Source organism: Brevundimonas sp. (assembly GCF_035561115.1).
In the GTDB taxonomy this organism is placed as follows: Bacteria; Pseudomonadota; Alphaproteobacteria; order Caulobacterales; family Caulobacteraceae; genus Brevundimonas.
In genome coordinates this window covers 22728-39918 of sequence record NZ_DATMYH010000110.1, presented here as the reverse complement: position 1 = coordinate 39918, position 17191 = coordinate 22728, and the positions used below count along the sequence as shown (strand labels likewise).

General features: G+C 71.4%; 13 protein-coding genes. 7 read left to right on the top strand and 6 right to left on the bottom strand.

Annotated elements, in window-relative coordinates:
* Positions 1-25 precede the first annotated feature (25 nt).
* On the bottom strand, positions 26-2146 hold the full coding sequence (locus VN378_RS15235) for a S9 family peptidase (protein WP_325744410.1): 2121 nt from the start codon (positions 2144-2146) through the stop codon (positions 26-28).
* A gap of 137 nt (positions 2147-2283) precedes the next feature.
* Here VN378_RS15235 and VN378_RS15230 point away from each other — a divergent pair, with 137 nt between their 5' ends.
* From VN378_RS15230 to trxA, 7 genes are all read left to right on the top strand, one after another.
* Positions 2284-3147, top strand: coding sequence for a GNAT family N-acetyltransferase (locus VN378_RS15230; protein WP_325744409.1), 864 nt, complete (start codon positions 2284-2286; stop codon positions 3145-3147).
* A 10-nt stretch (positions 3148-3157) separates the two neighbouring features.
* The gene (gene tsaE / locus VN378_RS15225) at positions 3158-3610 is read left to right on the top strand and encodes a tRNA (adenosine(37)-N6)-threonylcarbamoyltransferase complex ATPase subunit type 1 TsaE (protein WP_325744408.1); all 453 of its coding nucleotides are present in this window, start codon (positions 3158-3160) and stop codon (positions 3608-3610) included.
* Complete coding sequence (gene amgK, locus VN378_RS15220) at positions 3603-4691, top strand: N-acetylmuramate/N-acetylglucosamine kinase AmgK (RefSeq protein WP_325744407.1); 1089 nt, start codon at positions 3603-3605, stop codon at positions 4689-4691. Before tsaE ends, amgK begins: the two co-directional genes overlap by 8 nt.
* Entirely contained in the window at positions 4688-5404 is a 717-nt protein-coding gene (murU, locus tag VN378_RS15215) for an N-acetylmuramate alpha-1-phosphate uridylyltransferase MurU (protein ID WP_325744406.1), read from the top strand. The genes amgK and murU overlap by 4 nt, the downstream gene beginning before the upstream one ends.
* On the top strand, positions 5401-8487 hold the full coding sequence (gene addB, locus VN378_RS15210) for a double-strand break repair protein AddB (protein WP_325744405.1): 3087 nt from the start codon (positions 5401-5403) through the stop codon (positions 8485-8487). The genes murU and addB overlap by 4 nt, the downstream gene beginning before the upstream one ends.
* Positions 8484-11975, top strand: coding sequence for a double-strand break repair helicase AddA (addA, locus tag VN378_RS15205; protein WP_325744404.1), 3492 nt, complete (start codon positions 8484-8486; stop codon positions 11973-11975). The genes addB and addA overlap by 4 nt, the downstream gene beginning before the upstream one ends.
* 147 nt (positions 11976-12122) lie before the next feature.
* Positions 12123-12464, top strand: coding sequence for a thioredoxin (gene trxA, locus VN378_RS15200; protein ID WP_325744403.1), 342 nt, complete (start codon positions 12123-12125; stop codon positions 12462-12464).
* A 23-nt stretch (positions 12465-12487) separates the two neighbouring features.
* Here the strand turns inward: trxA and VN378_RS15195 are convergent, their stop codons facing one another.
* The 5 genes from VN378_RS15195 to trpB are packed head-to-tail and all read right to left on the bottom strand — an operon-like array spanning position 12488 to position 17168.
* A complete protein-coding gene (locus VN378_RS15195) occupies positions 12488-13762 on the bottom strand; it encodes a folylpolyglutamate synthase/dihydrofolate synthase family protein (protein WP_325744402.1) in 1275 nt (424 codons plus the stop codon).
* A gap of 4 nt (positions 13763-13766) precedes the next feature.
* Entirely contained in the window at positions 13767-14660 is an 894-nt protein-coding gene (accD, locus tag VN378_RS15190) for an acetyl-CoA carboxylase, carboxyltransferase subunit beta (protein WP_325744401.1), read from the bottom strand.
* Between the two features lie 9 nt (positions 14661-14669).
* Complete coding sequence (gene trpA / locus VN378_RS15185; RefSeq protein WP_325744400.1) at positions 14670-15500, bottom strand: tryptophan synthase subunit alpha; 831 nt, start codon at positions 15498-15500, stop codon at positions 14670-14672.
* On the bottom strand, positions 15497-15952 hold the full coding sequence (locus tag VN378_RS15180; protein WP_325744399.1) for a hypothetical protein: 456 nt from the start codon (positions 15950-15952) through the stop codon (positions 15497-15499). Before VN378_RS15180 ends, trpA begins: the two co-directional genes overlap by 4 nt.
* Before the next feature lies 1 nt (position 15953).
* A complete protein-coding gene (trpB, locus tag VN378_RS15175; RefSeq protein ID WP_325744398.1) occupies positions 15954-17168 on the bottom strand; it encodes a tryptophan synthase subunit beta in 1215 nt (404 codons plus the stop codon).
* Positions 17169-17191: the final 23 nt, after the last annotated feature.

The following is a 17191-nucleotide window of genomic DNA, read 5'->3' as shown; positions in this document are numbered from 1 at the left end:
GGCTCAGACGGGGTTCCGCTGGATGCTACGGCGCGGGCTTCAGATACTTGTCCAGCCAGCCGAACACCTCAGTGTGCCATTGCAGGCTGTTGGCCGGCTTCAGCACCCAGTGGTTCTCGTTGGGGAAGAAGACCAGGCGGCTGTCGACGCCCCGGCGCTGCAGGGCCGTGAAGGTCGACAGGCCCTGAGCCGTGGGGATGCGGTAGTCCAGGTCGCCCTGGATCACCAGCATCGGGTCGCGCCAGTTTCGAACATGGTTGGCCGGGTTGAATTCCTGGTAGGCGCGCGGATTGTCCCAGGGCGTGCCGCCGTTCTCCCATTCGGTGAACCACAGCTCCTCGGTCGAATAGCCCATGCCGAAGGTGTCGAAGACGCCGTCGTGATTGACCAGGCATTTGAACTCGCCCGGCCAGGCGCCGGCGATCCAGTTGACCATATAGCCGCCATACGAGGCGCCCAGGGCGCAGGCGTTGTCGCCATCGAGGAAGCCGTAGCGTTCCTGCGCCGCGGCCCAGCCCTTCTGCAGATCCTCGAACGGGCGGTCGCCCCAGTGCTGGCTGATCGAATCCGTGAAGGCCTGGCCGTAGCCGGTCGAGCCGTGGAAATCGATCATCACCACCGCATAGCCGGCGCCGGCGTAGGTCTCGGGATTCCAGCGGTACGACCAGCTGTTCCCGAACGATCCCTGCGGTCCGCCGTGGATGAGGAAGGCGACCGGATATTTCCGACCTTCGACATAGCCGGCAGGCTTGATGACGTAACCGTGGACGGTCTCGCCGTTCCAGCCGGCGAAGCTGAATTGCTCGGGCTCGCCGAACACCTGGCCGTCCAGCTGCGGATTCACATTGGTGATCCGGCGCGGCATTTCGCGGCCGCGGAAGGTCTTCACATAGAGCTCGCTCGGGCGCGTCAGGGAGTCCTGGGCGAAGACGAAGCCCGACGGGGTCTGGGCGAAGGCCGAGACATGTCCTGGCCCCGTGACCGGAACGACCGCGCCGTTGCGCGTGTCGATGGCGAAGATGCGGGTCTGGCCGACGTCGCCGGCGGTCACATAGACGGTGTTTCCGTCAGCCGACCATTGCAGGCTGTCCGCTGAACGGTCCCAGTCCGCCGCGATCTGGCGCGTCCGGCCCGTCGCCACGTCGCGCAGGAAGATGGCGTATTTGTCGGCCTCGAAGCCCGGGCGGGCCATGGCGCGATAGGCCATCGTCCGGCCGTCGGGCGAGAAGACCGGACCCGTGTCCCAGGCGTCGTTGTCGTCGGTCAGGTTCTCGAACGCGCCGTCTCCGGTCAGGCCGTTGGTGCGCCAGAGGTCGAAATTGGTGCTCCACGGCTCGCTCGGGCCGGCAAGGCGGGCCGAGAAGACGATCGACCGGCCGTCCGGGGCGAAGGTGAATTCGCTCTCGTCGCCGAACGGCTTGGAGGGGGTGTCGCCGTCGAAGCCCCTGGTCACATGGACGGGCTGACCCGTGGCGCGGCCGTCGGCGCCGATCGACTGGACGAAGAGGTGGTTCTGGGTCCCGTCGTTCCAGGTGTCCCAGTGGCGGACGAACATGCGGTCATAGACCTGGCCGGTCGAGGGATCGTCGGCCACGGCCCTGGTCCGGTCCACCGTGCAGGCGATGTCGCCGCATTCGGGGAAGACGGCCAGCGACACCGCCACCCGGTCCGCGCCGGGGCTCAGCCGGTAGGCGTTGACGTCCAGCGCCAGGTCCGTGACCTGCACGGGATTGGTCCCATCGGCGTCGGCGCGCCACACCTGGCTGGAGCCCGAGCGGCCCGAGAGGAAATACAGCCTTCCGTCCGACCCCCAGCGCGCGGTGTTGGCTCCGCCCTCGCTGATCGCCAGTTTGCGGCCTTCGCCGCCGTCGCGCAGATCCATGATGTAGAGCGCGCCGGCGCGCTTGTTGGTCGCGACGTCCGTGGCGGTCACGGCGTAGACGACCCGGCGCCCGTCCGGCGACACCTGCGGGTCGGCCAACCGGTTTGCCGAGATCATGTCGCGATAGTCGAAGGCGTCGGACGCCTGGACCGCCGCCGCGGGCGGGGCGGCCGCGACGTCGGCGGGCGTTTCGGCCAGGGCGGGAACGGCGGCGAACAGGGCGAGCGCGGCGCTGGCCCCCGCGAGCATGGAACGGTGACGCATGAGCGGTTTCCTCGTGACTTTGTCGTCAGTCTCGGCGCTGGCGTAGCACCGCGCGGCAAAGGGCGGAAGCGCCCGCGCCCGCCCAGGCCGCCAAGCCGCTTGCCGTGCGCGCCACGAGCGGCGACAACCGGCGTGGAATGACCGAGATCGCCGCCCTCACGCCGACCCGCCGGGAACCGCACGTCTGCGACGTGCTGATCGCCGAGCGCGCGCCGCGACTGACCGGTTCCGTCGCCTGGCCGCTGGTCCGGCCCTTTCTCTACAGGCTGCTCAACTACCGCGCCGCCGTGCGCATGGCCGACGCCGTCGGGCCGCTCCCGGGCGCCGGGGCGCTGGACCATATGAGCGACCTGCTGGACCTGAAGGTCGCGGTCATGAACCCCGAGCGGATTCCGGCCATGGGCCGCTGCATTGTTGTGGCCAATCACCCGACCGGCATCGCCGACGGCATCGCGGTATTCGACGCCATCCGCGCCCGTCGCTCCGACGCCGTCTTTTTCGCCAACGCCGACGCCCTGCGCGTTTCGCCCCGGCTGGGCGAGATTGTCATTCCGGTCGAGTGGGTGGTCGAGAAACGCACCCGCGAAAAGACCCGCGCCACCCTGTACGCCGCGAAACAGGCCTTTGAGGCCGAACGCTGCGTCGTCATGTTCCCGGCCGGACGGCTGGCCCGGGTGGCCCGCGACGGCTCGGTCACCGATCCGGAATGGGCTCCGACCGCCGCCTCGCTGGCGCGCAAATACAGCGCCCCCATCGTGCCGATCCATGTCGCCGGCCCGACTTCGCGCCTGTTCCATTTCTTCGACCGCATCTCGCCCGAACTGCGAGACATCACCCTCTTCCACGAGCTGCTGAACAAACGCCGCAAGGCCTTCCAGCTCAAGGTGGGCAAGACGATCCCGCCGACGCGCCTCGACATCGACGCCGTCAAGGCGACCTACGGGCTCAAGGCCTTCACCGAGCGCGTCCTTCCGAGCCAGCCGGACGCCGACTTTGCCTGAGACGGACGCCTTGACGCTGCCCGACGCCGACGCCACCGCCCGTCTCGGAGCCTCCATCGCGCTCCGCCTCGCGCCGGGCGAGGCGGTGTTGCTGTACGGCCCGCTGGGCATGGGCAAGTCGACCCTGGCGCGCGGCCTCATCCGCGCCCTGACGCGGCCCGACGAGGACGTGCCGTCTCCCACCTTCACCCTGGTGCAATTCTACGACAGCGATCCGCCCGTCGCCCATTTCGACCTCTACCGCCTGACGCGGCCCGAAGAGGCGTCCGAGATCGGTCTGGACGAGGCGCTGGACGACGGCTGCGTCGTCATCGAATGGCCCGAGCGGCTGGGCGAGGACCCGGTGCGCTGGCTGGGCCCCGACATCCTGACCATCACCCTTGCGGAAATGGGAGAAGGCCGGGTTGCGACCGTTTCCGGCGCAGGCGCATGGGAGACGAAACTGAAGGACCTTCATGTCTGACCGCGAGCAGCAGCGTCTCGATTTCCTGAACGCCGTCGGCCTGGCCGGGGCGGCGCGCGCGCCCTTGACCGGCGACGCCTCGACGCGCCGCTACGAGCGGCTGACCACCGCCTCGGGCGCCTCGCTGATCCTGATGGACCAGCCGCCCGCCGCCGAGAGCTCGCCCGCCGATCCGTCCTGGTCGCCCGGGCGCCGCAAGGCGGAGGGCTGGAACGCCGTCGCCCGCCTGTCAGCCGGCCGCATCGAAGCCTTCGCCGCGGTCGCCGCCCATCTGAAAGGCCTCGGCCTGTCCGCCCCGGAGATTGTCGCCGTCGACGCCGCCTCGGGCCTGGCCGTGCTGGAGGATTTCGGCGATGACCTGTTCGCCCGCGTCATCGAAGCCGGCGCGCCGGAGGAGCCGCTCTATCTCGCCGCCGTCGAGGCCTTGGCGACCCTGCACGACGCCCCCGCGCCCGCCGTCCTGACCGGAGCCGCCGGCGACTGGCCGTTGCTGACCTATGACGAGACCGCGCTGCAGGGCGGAGCCGACCTGTTCGTGGAGTGGATGCCGAGACTGGACCCCGGCCTCGTTTTCGACGCCGCCGCGATCGACGAATGGCGCGCGGCCTGGGCGCCGGTGATCGCGCGCGGCGCGGCCGGGGCTACGGTCATGGCGCACCGCGACTATCACGCCGAGAATCTGATCCGCCTTCCGGGCCGGGCTGGCGCCGCCGGCGTCGGCCTGATCGACTTTCAGGACGCCGTGCGCGCCCACCCGTGCTGGGACCTGCATTCCCTGCTGCAGGACGCCCGCCGCGACGTTCCGGCGGCGCTGGAGGCGCGGGCGCTGGATCATTATTTCGCCCTGCGGCCGGCGACGGACCGCGAGGCCTTCCTGCGCGACTACGCCGGTCTGGCGGCCTTGAACGAGGCGCGCATCCTCGGCGTATTCGCCCGGCTGATCGTGCGCGACGGCAAGCCCCGCTACCGCGCCTTCATGCCGCGTGTGTGGGCCCATCTGAACACCAATCTGAAGACGCCCGGGCTCGAGCCCGTCGCCCGCTGGTTCGACGCCCATGTCCCGGAGACGAGACGACTATGACTGCGCCCGGATCCGCCATGGTGCTGGCCGCGGGCCTCGGCACGCGCATGCGCCCCCTCACCGACGACCGGCCCAAGGCCCTGGTCGAGGTCGGCGGGCGCGCCCTGATCGACCATGTGCTGGACCGGCTGGCCGACGCGGGCGTCGAGCGCGCCGTGGTGAACGTCCACTGGTTCGCCGACCGCCTTGAAAGCCATCTGGCCGCCCGGAGCCGCGGGCCGGAGATCGTCATCTCCGACGAACGCGCCGAACTGCTGGAAACCGGCGGCGGACTGAGGAAGGCCGCCGGCCTGCTGGGTCCCGATCCCGTCTTCGTCGCCAACATCGACAGCGTCTGGACCGACCCGAACGGCGACGCGCTGAATCAACTCGCCCGGTTGTGGAATCCATCAATCATGGACGCCGCTCTTCTTCTCGCGACACGCGAAGGATCGATCGGCTTCGAAGGCGACGGCGATTTCTTCCTCGCCGGGGATGGAAGGCTGACCTTCCGCGGCGACGCGCCCTCCGCGCCCTTCGCCTATATGGGCGTCCACATCTGCCGCCCCGACTATGTCGCCGACGGCCCCGAGGGTCCCTTCTCGTTGAGCGGCTTCTGGCGCCGGTCCGCCGCCGCGGGCCGCCTGTACGGCTGCGTGCTGGACGGCGACTGGATGCACGTCGGCGATCCGCAGGCCCGCGACGAGGCCGAGGCGAAACTGGCGCGGGAATGACCACGCGCTTCGATCCATTCCTGCCCGCGGGCCCCCGTTGGTACGCCATCGAGGCGCGCCGGCCCTTCCTCGAGGACCTCGCCGCCGGGGTGCTGGACTGGCTGGGCGATCATCCGCCCGAGGCCCTGTCCGACGCCGTCATCCTGCTGCCCAACCGGCGCGCCGCCCGGGCCTTCACCGCCGCCCTGTCGAAACAGGCCGGCGGCCGCCCCCTGCTGCTGCCGCAGGTTCGCCCGCTCGGCGATCTGGAGGAGGACGAGCCGCCCTTCGCGCCCGGCGAACTGGGCCTCGACCTGCCCCCGGCCATCGCCCCCCTGACGCGCCGCTTCGAAATGGCGCGGATGATCGTCGAGGACTTCCGTCCCGGCCTGTCGCCCCCCCGCGCGCTGGAAATGGCCGATGCGCTGGGCGGCTTCCTCGATTCCTGCCAGCTGGAGGAGATCGGGGACCTGCACCGCGTCGCGACCCTGGTCGAGGGCGATCTGGCCGAGCACTGGCGCGAATCCGCCGAATTCCTCGCCCTCGCCGTCGAGGCCTGGCCGAAGCGCCTTGAGACCATGGGGCTGGTCGACCCCGCCTGGCGCCGCGCCCGGCTGCTGCGCCTGCTGGCCACCGCCTGGACCGAGCGGCCGCCGAGCCAGACCGTCATCGCCGCCGGCTCGACCGGCACCGCCCCCGCCGCCGCCGATGTGCTGGCCGCCGTCGCCGCAGCCCCGCGCGGCTGCGTCGTCCTGCCCGGCCTCGACCGCGAGCTGGATCCGGCCGTCTGGGCCACCCTGGGCGACAACGAACAGCACCCGCAGAACGCGCTTTGGCGGCTGCTGGACGGCCGCGCCGAACGCGACGCCGTCCGTCCCTGGTTCCAGCCCCCCGAAGACCTCGTCGCCGAGGCCCGCGGCCGCGCCCGCCAGAGGCTGATCAACGAAGCCCTGCGCCCCGCCGACGCCACCGACGACTGGCGCGCCGTCATCGCCGCCCTGCGCGCCGACGCCTTCCGCGAACAGTCCGCCGACCCCATCGCCCGGGGCCTCGAAGGCCTGTCGGTCGTCACCGTCCGGGCCGAGGAGGACGCCGCCGCCGCCCTCGCCCTGATGATGCGCGAGACGCTGGAGACCCCGGGAAAGACCTGCGCCCTCGTCACCCCCGACCTCGCCCTCGGCCGCCGCGTCGCCGCGCGGCTGGAGCGCTGGGGCGTCGCCGCCGACGTCTCCTCCGGCCAGCCCCTGTCGCGCATGAGCGCCGGCCGGCTGATCGACCTGGCCGTCCGCTTCGTCGACAAGCCGCTCGACCCCCACGCCCTGCTGGGTCTGCTGAAACACCCGCTGACCCGGGTCGATCTCGGCGAGACCGACGCCGTCGTCGCCCTGCGCGCCCTCGAACACCACGCCCTGCGCGGTCCCCGCCATCGCGATTGGGCCCGCCTGCGCCGCGCCCTGCTCAAGGCCGGCGAACCCCGCGACGACGGCAAGGCCCCGTCCGAGGGAACCCGCGCCCGCCTGACCGCCGCCACGGCCCTGGTCGACCGGCTGGAGGCCCTGTCCGCCGCCGCCCTCGCCCCCTTCACGCCCGACGCCCCGCTGGACGCCGCCGCCCGCGCCCTGACCGGACTGATCGAGGCCCTCGCCGGTCAGGACGCCTGGGCCGGTCCCGACGGCGAGGCCGCCGCCGCCCTGCTGTCCGGTCTGATCGAGGGCGGGGCGTCCCTGGGCGCCGTCTCGCGCGCCGAGTTCTCCGACCTGATCCGCGGCCTGCTGGCCGAGGAGACGGTGCGCACCGGCGGCGCCACCCAGCCGCGCCTGCGCATCCTCGGCGCCATCGAGGCCCGGCTGGTGCGGGCCGACCGCATGATCCTGGCCGGGCTGGAGGAGGGGGTCTGGCCCAACGCCGCCCCGACCGATCCCTTCCTGTCGCGGCCCATGCGACAGACCCTCGGCCTGCCGCCGCCCGAGCGCCGCCTCGGCCAGACCGCCCAGGACTTCGTCCAGGCGGCCTGCGCCGAAGAGGCCATACTGGTCCATTCCGAGCGCCGGGGCGGTCAGCCCGCGGTCAAGTCGCGCTGGCTGTGGCGGCTGGAGATGCTGACCCGCGGGGCCGACGCCCCTTCCACCCCTGTCGTCCTCGAACGCCCCTCCGCGGCCGTGGATGCCGCTCGCGCGCTGGATGTCCCGCTGCCGGGACCGCCCCGGTACGAGCGCCGCCCGGCCACGACCCCCCCGGTTTCCAGACGGCCCCGGAAACTGCCGGTCACCGGGATCGAGCGCTGGGTGCGCGACCCCTACGCCGTCTATGCCCAGCGCATCCTCGGCCTGCAGAAGCTCGAACGCCCCGGCGCCTCGGCCGAGGCCATGGCGCGCGGCAACGCCGTGCACCGGGCCATCGAACGCGTCGTCGTCACCTGGCCCGACGCCCTGCCCGAGGATTGCGCCGACCAGATCGAGGGTTTCCTGCGCGAGGCCCTCGACGACGCCGGCTTCGAGGACCACGCCATGGCCCGCGAGACCCCCCTGGCCCGCAACTGCGCCGTCTGGCTCGCGGGATGGGAGCGCGAGCGCCGGGCGCGCGGCGCGACCCTGCTGATCGAACAGACCGGCCAGATGACCTTCGGCGCGCCCTTCGGCCCCTTCACGCTGACGGCGAAGGCGGACCGTATCGAACTGGACGCCGACGGCGCGGCCGTCATCGACTTCAAGACCGGCTCCACCCCCAGCGCCAGACAGGTCGCCCAGGGCTTCGCCCCCCAGCTGACCCTGACCGCCGCCATCCTGGCGGCCGGCGGCTTCGCCGACGCCCCGCCGACGCCGGCGACCGAGCTGCTCTACGTCAAGGTCACGGGCCGCAAGACGCCGGGCGAGGCCGTCGACGTCGGCAAGGTCACCCGCAGCCAGCCCCTGACCGCCGCCGAACTGGCCGAGCGCGAACTGGCCCGGCTGGTCGACGGCGTCGCCGCCTTCGACGATGAGGCCCGGCCCTATGTGTCCTGGGCCGCGCCCCAGTTCATGGGCAATTTCGGCGGCAACTACGACCATCTCGCCCGGGTCTGGGAGTGGCACGTCGTCGGCGGCGAGGACGAGGCCCCAGAATGACCCTGTCCTTCCTCGAACAGGCCCGCGCCCATCAGGCCGCCGCCGCCGATCCGGGCCGGTCGGTCTTCGTCACCGCCAACGCCGGCTCGGGCAAGACCACCACCCTCGTCGACCGCGTCGCCCGGCTGTTGCTGCGGAAGGTTCCGCCCGGCGAGATCCTGTGCGTCACCTACACCAGGGCCGCCGCCGCCGAGATGCAGGCCCGGCTGTTCGACAAGCTGGGCGAATGGGCGGTGATGAACGACGGGAGGCTGAGCGTCGATCTCGCCAAACTGGACGGGCGCGACCCGTCCAGCCTGACCGCCGCCGACCTGTCCGACGCCCGCCGCCTGTTCGCCCGCGCCCTGGAGACGCCGGGCGGGCTGAAGATCCAGACGATCCACGCCTTCTGCGAAAAGCTGCTGCGCCGCTTCCCGATCGAGGCCGGGGTCTCGCCCGCCTTCAGGGTGCTGGAGAACGAGGCCGCCGTCGCCCTGTCGCATCAGGCCCGCGAGGACCTGGCCCGCGAGGCGCTGAAGGACCCCGACGGGCCCGTGGGGGCCGCCTATTCCCATTTCGCCGTCGAGCTGGACTGGAAATCCTTCCACGCCCTGCTGGCCATGATCGAGTCCGAGCGAAGCAAGCTGATCGTCTGGGTCGAACGGATCGCCTCGGGCGCCGCACCGGGGCCTCATGTTCTGGCCGGGGTCAGCGCGGAGGACGCCCCCGCCGCGATCGAAACCGGCTTTCTCAACTGGCTCGACCCGGCCGCCTGGCGCGCCGCTGCCGACGGCTTCGCCATGGGCTCGGCCAACGACCAGAAGATCGCGGCGCTGATGCGCGAGGCCGCGCCGCCGCACTCCAGCCTCGCCGCCATGAAGGCCCTGTTCATCGACTCCAGGGGCGAGGCGCGCACGAAATTCGGCACGAAGAGCGCCCCGCCCGCGGCGGCTGCGTATCTCGACTCCGTCTCGCTCAAATACTGCGCCGTGCTCGACCGCATGCGGGCGGCGAAGGTGGCCGACGACACGGTCAAGGCCCTGACCCTCGCCGCCGCCCATGCCGCCTTCTACGAGGCCGCCAAGGCGCGGCAGGGCGCGCTCGACTTCTCCGACCTCGTCGTCCGCACGGTCGATCTTCTGACCGCGCGCGCCACCGCCGCCTGGGTCCTGTTCAAGCTGGACGGCGGGATAGAGCATGTCCTGATCGACGAGGCCCAGGACACAGCGCCCGACCAATGGGCCATCTTCAAGGCTCTGACCGAGGAGTTCTTCTCCGGCGAGGGCGCCGCGCGCCGCGCCGACGGAGCCCGCATACCCCGCACCGTCTTCGCCGTCGGCGACGAGAAACAGTCCATCTACTCCTTCCAGGGCGCGCGGCCCGAAAGGTTGCGGCAGGAGGCCCAGGCCTATGAGGCGCTGGTCCGCGGCGCCGGACGCCCGTTCGAGGAGGTGCCTCTGGACACCTCGTTCCGGTCCACGGAAGAGGTGCTGGCCTTCGTCGACGCCGCCTTCGAGGGACCGGAGCGGACCCGCGCCCTGGTCGGCGTCTCGGGCGACATCCCGACCCACCATCCCGCTCGGGTCGACCAGCACGGCTCGATCGACCTCTGGCCCCTTTTCCGCGATCCCGTAACGCCGGACCGCGAGGCCTGGAACGCTCCGGTCGACAAGGAAGACGCCCGCAGCGGCCGCAAACAGCTGGCCCAGGCCCTTGCCCGAGACATCCGCAAACAGGTCGAAACCGGGACCGCCGTCCACGACCATCGCGCGCTCGACGGGATACGCCCGGCGCGCTGGGGCGACTTCCTCGTCCTGGTCCGCCGGCGCGACGCCCTGTTCGAGGAGATCATCCGCGCCCTCAAGGCCGAGGCCGTGCCCGTCGCCGGGGCCGACCGGCTCAAGCTGAAGGAGCACATCGTCTTCGACGACCTGATCGCCGTCGCCCGCTTCGCCCTCTATCCCGACGACGACCTCAGCCTGGCCGAGGTCCTGCGCAGCCCGTTCTGCGACGTGACCGATTTCGGCGATCCGCACAGCCTTTATCCGCTGGCCGACAAGGAGGGCCGCGCGGGTCGCTCCCTGTGGCGCGAACTGCGCCTCCGGGCCGAGGAGCAGCCGCAATGGCGTCGCGCCCGCGACTTCGTCCAGGCCGCGCTCGACGCCCGCGACCGCGACCCTTTCGCCTTCTTCTCCAGCCTGCTGAACCGGGTCGACGAGACCGGCGTCTCGGGCCGCGCCCGCATCCTCGCCCGGCTGGGCCGCGAGGCCGAGGAGGCGATCGACGAAACCCTCGCCCAGGTCCTGTCCGCCGAGGACCGGGGCGGCGTCGATCTGGAAACCTGCGTCGCCCTGCTGGAAGCCGCCGACGTCGAGGTCAAGCGCGAGATGGAGGGCGCCCGCAACGAGGTCCGCGTCATGACCGTGCACGGGGCCAAGGGGCTGGAGGCGCCGATCGTCATCCTGCCCGACACGACCTCGCGCGCCAAACCGCAGGGCCCGACCCTGATGCCCGCGACGAACGGGGACGGCGAGGAGGGCGAGGGCTGGCTGATGTGCCCCGGCTCGGCCAGGGACGACTGCCCCGCCTCGAAAGCCGCGCGCGAGGCCCGCGCCGCCCGCACCGACGCCGAATCCCTGCGTCTGCTCTACGTCGCCCTGACCCGCGCCCGCGACCGGCTGGTCGTCATGGGGCGGGCGCTTCGGCGGCCCGAGGAGGGGTTCGAGACCGGCAGCTGGTGGAACGTCGTCGCCGAAACCTTCCAGCGGCTCGGCGACGACGACCCGTTGAACGTGCGCGACATCGGCGACGGCGTGCTGCGGTTCGGGACCGACCCGGAAACTCTCTCCGCCGGGGCCGTCGCCCGTCCGGCGACGGTAACCGTTCCCTCCTGGGCGCGGTCCTCGCCTGCTCCGGACAAGGCGGCCCGCTTCGCCTCCCCGTCGAAAATGGACGAACTGATTCGCACGCCCGCCCCCTCGCCGCTGGCGACAGCCGGGCCCGGCGTCTCATTGGGCCGGTTCAGGCGCGGCGATCTGATCCATCGCCTGCTTGAGCGGCTGCCCGACATCGCCCCGGCCGGACGGCCGGAGGCCGCGCGGCGCATTCTGTCCCGTGAACGGGACCTCGACGACGCCCTGAGGGGAGAGATGATCGCCGCCGCCTTCGCCGTCCTCGACGACGCACGCTTCGCCCCCGTGTTTGGCCCCGGCTCGCGTGCGGAGGTCGCCCTGACGGGATCCGTCAGGGATGTCCCGATCTCGGGACGCATGGATCGTCTCGTGGTCACGCCCGACCGGGTGCTGGTCGTCGACTACAAGACCAACCGCCCGGCCCCCGACCGCATCGAGGACGCAGACCCGGCCTATGTGCTGCAGATGGCGGTGTACGCCTCGGTGCTGGCGCGGCTCTATCCGGACCGGACCGTGGAGGCGGCGCTGGTGTGGACCGACGGACCGCGTCTCATGCCGGTCCCCGCGGCCCTGATGGAGGCGGCGCTGGCCGCCTGAGCGGCGTCGTCGCCGGGGCCCGCGTTGATTTGAGGTCCCGGACATCCCACATCGTCGGCAACGGGCCGGAATCAGCCTAGTCTGACCGGCCGATCATTTCGCGCTTCCGCGCCGTACGGCGACGGCGGCCACAGACAGGATTCTCCCATGGCCACCCTCAAGGTCACCGACGACAGCTTCGACGCCGACGTTCTGAAGGCGTCCCGGCCCGTGCTGGTCGACTTCTGGGCCGAATGGTGCGGCCCGTGCAAACAGATCGGCCCGGCCCTCGAACAGATCGCCGACGATCTGGCGGGTCAGGTCGTGATCGCAAAGGTCAATATCGACGACAGCCCCATGGTCCCGTCCAGACTGGGCGTGAAAGGGATTCCGACGTTGATGCTGTTCAAGGACGGCCAGATGGCCTCGATGAAGGTCGGCGCCATGCCCAAGGGCAAGATTCTCGAATGGTTGGCCGAGTCGGGAATCGGGACGGCCTCCGCCGCCTGATCGGCCGAGCCGCCTTCGCGGGTTCAGTCCGGCCAGGTTTCCCGGGCGGCGGCCAGCACCTCTCCGGCCAGATACAGCGAGCCGCAGATGGCCACCCGGCCTGCGCCCAGGCGCAGCGCCCGTTCCAGCGCCTCCTCGACCGAGCCGCAGGAGGTAGCGCCCAGGCCATGTCCGCGCGCCACGGCGGCCAGGGCTTCGGGGTCCGCGGCCGGCCCCGCGAACGGTACGGTGAAGACGGCCGCGCCTGAATCCTTCAGGGCCTCGAAGAAGCCGCCCGCGTCCTTGTTGGCCAGCATGCCGACGATCAGGGCCAGCGGCCGGGGCGCCTTCGCCTGACGCTCGGCCAGCGCCTCTGCGAGGGCCCGGGCCGCATGCGGATTATGCCCTCCGTCCAGCCACAGCTCCGCGTCCGCCGCCCGCGCCGTCTCGCCAAAGGGGCCCGCCGCCAGCCGCTGCAGGCGGGCGGGCCAGCGCACGGCGCGCAGGCCTTCAGCGATCGCCGCCTCGGGAAGATCCAGTTCCAGCGCCACCGCGACGGCCAGGCCGGCGTTGGCGATCTGGTGCGGCCCGACCAGCGCCGGCGCGGGCAGGTCGAGGAATCGTTCCTGATCCTGGAAGGCCATGCCGCCCCGCTCGGCCCAGGCGTCGAAATCCACGCCCATGACGGTCAGGGGCGCGTGCACGGCCCGGGCCGCCGCCTCGATCGCCGCCATCGCCTCTTCCGACTGGCGCGCGATCAGGCCGCGCGCGCCCGGCTTCAGTATGCCCGCCTTCTCCGCCGCCACCCCGGGCAGGGAGGTTCCCAGGAACTCCGCATGATCCAGATCGACCGGGGCGATGACGCTCAGCAGCGGCCGTTCGATCACGTTTGTGGCGTCCAGCACCCCGCCCAGACCGACCTCGACCACGGCCAGATCGGCGGGCGTCTCGCTCATGGCGACGAAGGCGGCGGCGGTGGCGCTTTCAAACACCGTCGCCTCGCTTCCGACCGCCTCAATGCGATCGAGAATGTCGTTCAGCGCTTCATCCCCGATCAACCGGCCCGTCAGCCGGATGCGCTCATTGAACCGCACCAGATGCGGCGAGGTGTAGGCGTGGACCCGCAGGCCCGCCGCCTCGGCGATGGCGCGGATGAAGGCGACGGTCGAGCCCTTGCCGTTGGTCCCCGCCACATGGACCACGGGCGGCAACCGGTGCTGGGGATCGCCCAGGGCGGCGCACAGCACCCGCATGCGGTCCAGCGACAGGTCGATCCGTTGCGGGTGGCGCGCTCTCAGGCGTTCGGAGATCGGGTCCAAGGGCTCAGGCCGCCCGACGCCGCCCGCCCATCAGCATCGACAGGATCTGGCCCAGCACCTTCGGCAGGTCCTCGCGGGCGACCACGCGGTCGACCATGCCCTTTTCCTGCAGATATTCGGCGCGCTGGAAGCCCGGGGGCAGTTTCTCGCGGATGGTCGCCTCGATGACGCGCGGACCGGCGAAGCCGATCAGGGCGCCCGGCTCGGCCAGATGCACGTCGCCCAGCATGGCGTAGCTGGCGGTGACCCCGCCGGTGGTCGGGTCGGTCAGCACCACGACGAAGGGCAGCTGCGCCGCCTTCAGCTCCTGGATGGCCAGGGTGGTGCGCGCCATCTGCATCAGGCTGAGCGCGCCCTCCTGCATCCGGGCCCCGCCGGCGGCGGTGTAGCAGACCAGCGGAACGCCCCGCTCCACTGCGGCCCTGGCTGCGGCGATGAAGGCCTCGCCCGCCGCCATGCCCAGCGATCCGCCCATGAAGCTGAAGTCCTGGACGATCACCACCGCCGGCGTGCCGTCCAGCTCGCCGAAGCCGATCGCCATCGTATCCTTGCGGCCCGCGGCCTTGCGGGCTGCGATCAGGCGGTCCTTGTAGGGCTTGCCGTCCGAGAATTTCAGCGGGTCCTCGGGCACGTCAGGCGAGTCGATGGCCTCGAACGCGCCGTCGTCGAAGGTGTAGCGCAGCCGCTGATCGGCGTTGATACGCATATGGCGGCCCGACGGGGTCACCCAGAGCGCATTCTCCAGATCCGGCCGGTACAGCATCTCGCCCGTATCGGGGTCCTTGACCCACAGATTGTCCGGCGTATCGCGCCGGCTGACGATCTTGCGGACGCCGGGAGCGAAGCGGCTGAGCCAGCCGCCGCGTTTTTCCTGGGGAGGTTTGTTCTTGTCGACCATGGCGGCGCTTTAGACGCTTTCTGTCACGCGCGCACCCCGGACCGCATCGGCGAGGGACCGCACCTTCGCCAGAACGCGCGGCGCGGCGGGTTCGTTCGCTTCCAGTGCGGCGGCGACTTCATCGACCAGAACCGAGCCGGCCACCACCGCATCGGCCACGCGGGCGATCTCGGCCGCCCGTTCCGGCGTCCTGACCCCGAAGCCGACCGCGACCGGCAGGCCCGAGGCCTTGCGGACCCGCTCGACCGCCGGAGCCACCGACAGGGCCTGGGCCTCCTTGACCCCGGTCACGCCCGCGACCGAGACATAGTAGACGAAGCCCGAGGTCCGCTCGGCGATGATCTTCAGCCGCGCGTCGTCCGAGGTCGGCGTGGCCAGCCGGATCAGCGACACCTGGGCCGCGTCCAGGGCGTCCGACAGCGGCCCGGCCTCTTCCGGCGGGCAGTCGACGACGATGAGGCCGTCCACGCCGCTGGCCGCTGCATCGCGTGCGAAGGCCGCATGGCCATAGGTCTCGATCGGATTGAGATAGCCCATCAGAATGACCGGCGTGTCGGCGTCGCCGGCGCGGAACGCCGCCGCCAGCGCCAGCGTGCCCTTCAGCGTCAGCCCCGCCTTCAGTCCGCGCAGGGCGGCGCGCTGGATCGGCGGTCCCTCGGCCATCGGGTCCGAGAAGGGGAAACCCAGTTCGATGATGTCGGCCCCCGCGCCCGGCAGGCCGCGCAGGATCTCCAGCGCCTGCTCCCGCGTCGGATCCCCGGCCATGACATAGGCCACGAACCCGGCCCGGCCCTCGGCCTTGAGCGCCTCGAAGCGGGCGTCTATGCGGGCCGTAGTCATTGCGCGGGCGGGACCGTCGGGGCCGGGGCCGCGGGTTGGGCCGCGCAGACATCGCCCGGGATCGGGCCGAAGCCGAGATAGCCGATGGCTTCGGGACCGGCGGGCCGCGAGGTGTCGTAGAAGGCCTGCATCTGCAGCCCGTCGCAGCCCCCGGCGTCGCGCCGGCGCACGAACACCACGCGGTTGTCGTCTCCGCCCGCCGGAATCCAGCCCTTGGCCCGGAAGTCGGCGACATAGGCGTCGGCCAGGGCGCTGATCCCCGCCAGCGGCGCGCTGACGCAGAAGGCCCGGCCGGCCAGGCCGTACAGATTGCCGCAATCCGGCGCCAGGGTCGCGCCCGGCAGCACCAGGGCCTCCGGCGTCGCCGCCGCCGCCGCCGGGGGCGCCGGCTCCTGCGCCCACGACGGCGCGGCCAGAAGGGCCGCCGCGGCGGCCATCACTGCGATCTTCATCCTACAACTCCACGCCCAGATGTTTCGCCACGGCGAAAATGTCCTTGTCGCCCCGGCCGCACATGTTCAGCACCACGTCGCCGCCCTTGCCCACTTCCTTCGCGATCTCGCCGACCCGGGCGAGCGCATGGCTGGGCTCCAGCGCCGGGATGATCCCTTCCAGCTTCGAGCACAGCTGGAAGGCTTCCAGCGCCTCGGCGTCGGTCGCAGCGCGGTATTCGGCGCGGCCGATGTCTTTCAGCCAGGCGTGCTCGGGCCCGATGCCGGGATAGTCCAGGCCGGCCGAGATCGAATGGCCCTCCAGAATCTGACCGTCGTCGTCCTGCAGCAGATAGGTCCGGTTGCCGTGCAGCACGCCCGGCCGTCCACCCTGCAGGCTCGCTGCGTGGTCCGGCCCGTCCAGCCCGCGCCCGGCCGCCTCGACCCCGATCAGGCGCACGCCGGCGTCCTCGATGAAGGGATGGAACAGGCCGATGGCGTTGGAGCCGCCGCCGATGGCCGCCACGCAGGCGTCAGGCAGCTTCTCCTTGCGCGCCAGCATCTGGATCCGCGTCTCCTTGCCGATCACCGACTGGAAGTCGCGCACCATGGCCGGATAGGGATGCGGCCCGGCGGCGGTGCCGATCAGATAATAGGTGTCCTCGACATTGGTCACCCAGTCCCGCATCGCCTCGTTCATGGCGTCCTTGAGGGTCGCCCGGCCCGTGGTGACCGGTACGACTTCCGCACCGAGCAGCTTCATGCGGAAGACGTTGGGCGACTGCCGCTCGACGTCGGTGGCGCCCATGTAGACCACGCATTTCAGGCCGAAGCGGGCGCAGACGGTCGCCGTCGCCACCCCGTGCTGGCCGGCGCCGGTCTCGGCGATGATCCGCGTCTTGCCCATCCGCATGGCCAGCAGGATCTGGCCCATGCAGTTGTTGATCTTGTGCGCGCCCGTGTGGTTCAGCTCGTCGCGCTTGAACCAGATGTCGGCGGCCCCGTAGTGGGCCGTCAGCCGCTCGGCCAGATACAGCGGGCTGGGCCGGCCGACATAGTCGGTCAGGAAGCCGTCCAGCTCGGCCTGGAACGTCGAATCCGCCTTGGCCGCCTCATAAGCCGCGTTCAGCTCGTGAACCAGCGGCATCAGGGTCTCGGCCACGAACCGCCCGCCATAGGGGCCGAAACGGCCCTCGGCGTCGGGCAGGGCGTAGCTGTTGGGGATGATGGCGTTCACGGAAGGAGCTTTCACGCGAGGGG

Bases quoted from the DNA above. Each gene is read 5' to 3' on its own strand.
- VN378_RS15235 (WP_325744410.1), bottom strand. From the start codon at position 2,146: ATGCGTCACCGTTCCATGCTCGCGGGGGCCAGCGCCGCGCTCGCCCTG.
- VN378_RS15230 (WP_325744409.1), top strand. From the start codon at position 2,284: ATGACCGAGATCGCCGCCCTCACGCCGACCCGCCGGGAACCGCACGTC.
- amgK (WP_325744407.1), top strand. From the start codon at position 3,603: ATGTCTGACCGCGAGCAGCAGCGTCTCGATTTCCTGAACGCCGTCGGC.
- murU (WP_325744406.1), top strand. From the start codon at position 4,688: ATGACTGCGCCCGGATCCGCCATGGTGCTGGCCGCGGGCCTCGGCACG.
- addB (WP_325744405.1), top strand. From the start codon at position 5,401: ATGACCACGCGCTTCGATCCATTCCTGCCCGCGGGCCCCCGTTGGTAC.
- addA (WP_325744404.1), top strand. From the start codon at position 8,484: ATGACCCTGTCCTTCCTCGAACAGGCCCGCGCCCATCAGGCCGCCGCC.
- trxA (WP_325744403.1), top strand. From the start codon at position 12,123: ATGGCCACCCTCAAGGTCACCGACGACAGCTTCGACGCCGACGTTCTG.
- accD (WP_325744401.1), bottom strand. From the start codon at position 14,660: ATGGTCGACAAGAACAAACCTCCCCAGGAAAAACGCGGCGGCTGGCTC.
- trpA (WP_325744400.1), bottom strand. From the start codon at position 15,500: ATGACTACGGCCCGCATAGACGCCCGCTTCGAGGCGCTCAAGGCCGAG.
- VN378_RS15180 (WP_325744399.1), bottom strand. From the start codon at position 15,952: ATGAAGATCGCAGTGATGGCCGCCGCGGCGGCCCTTCTGGCCGCGCCG.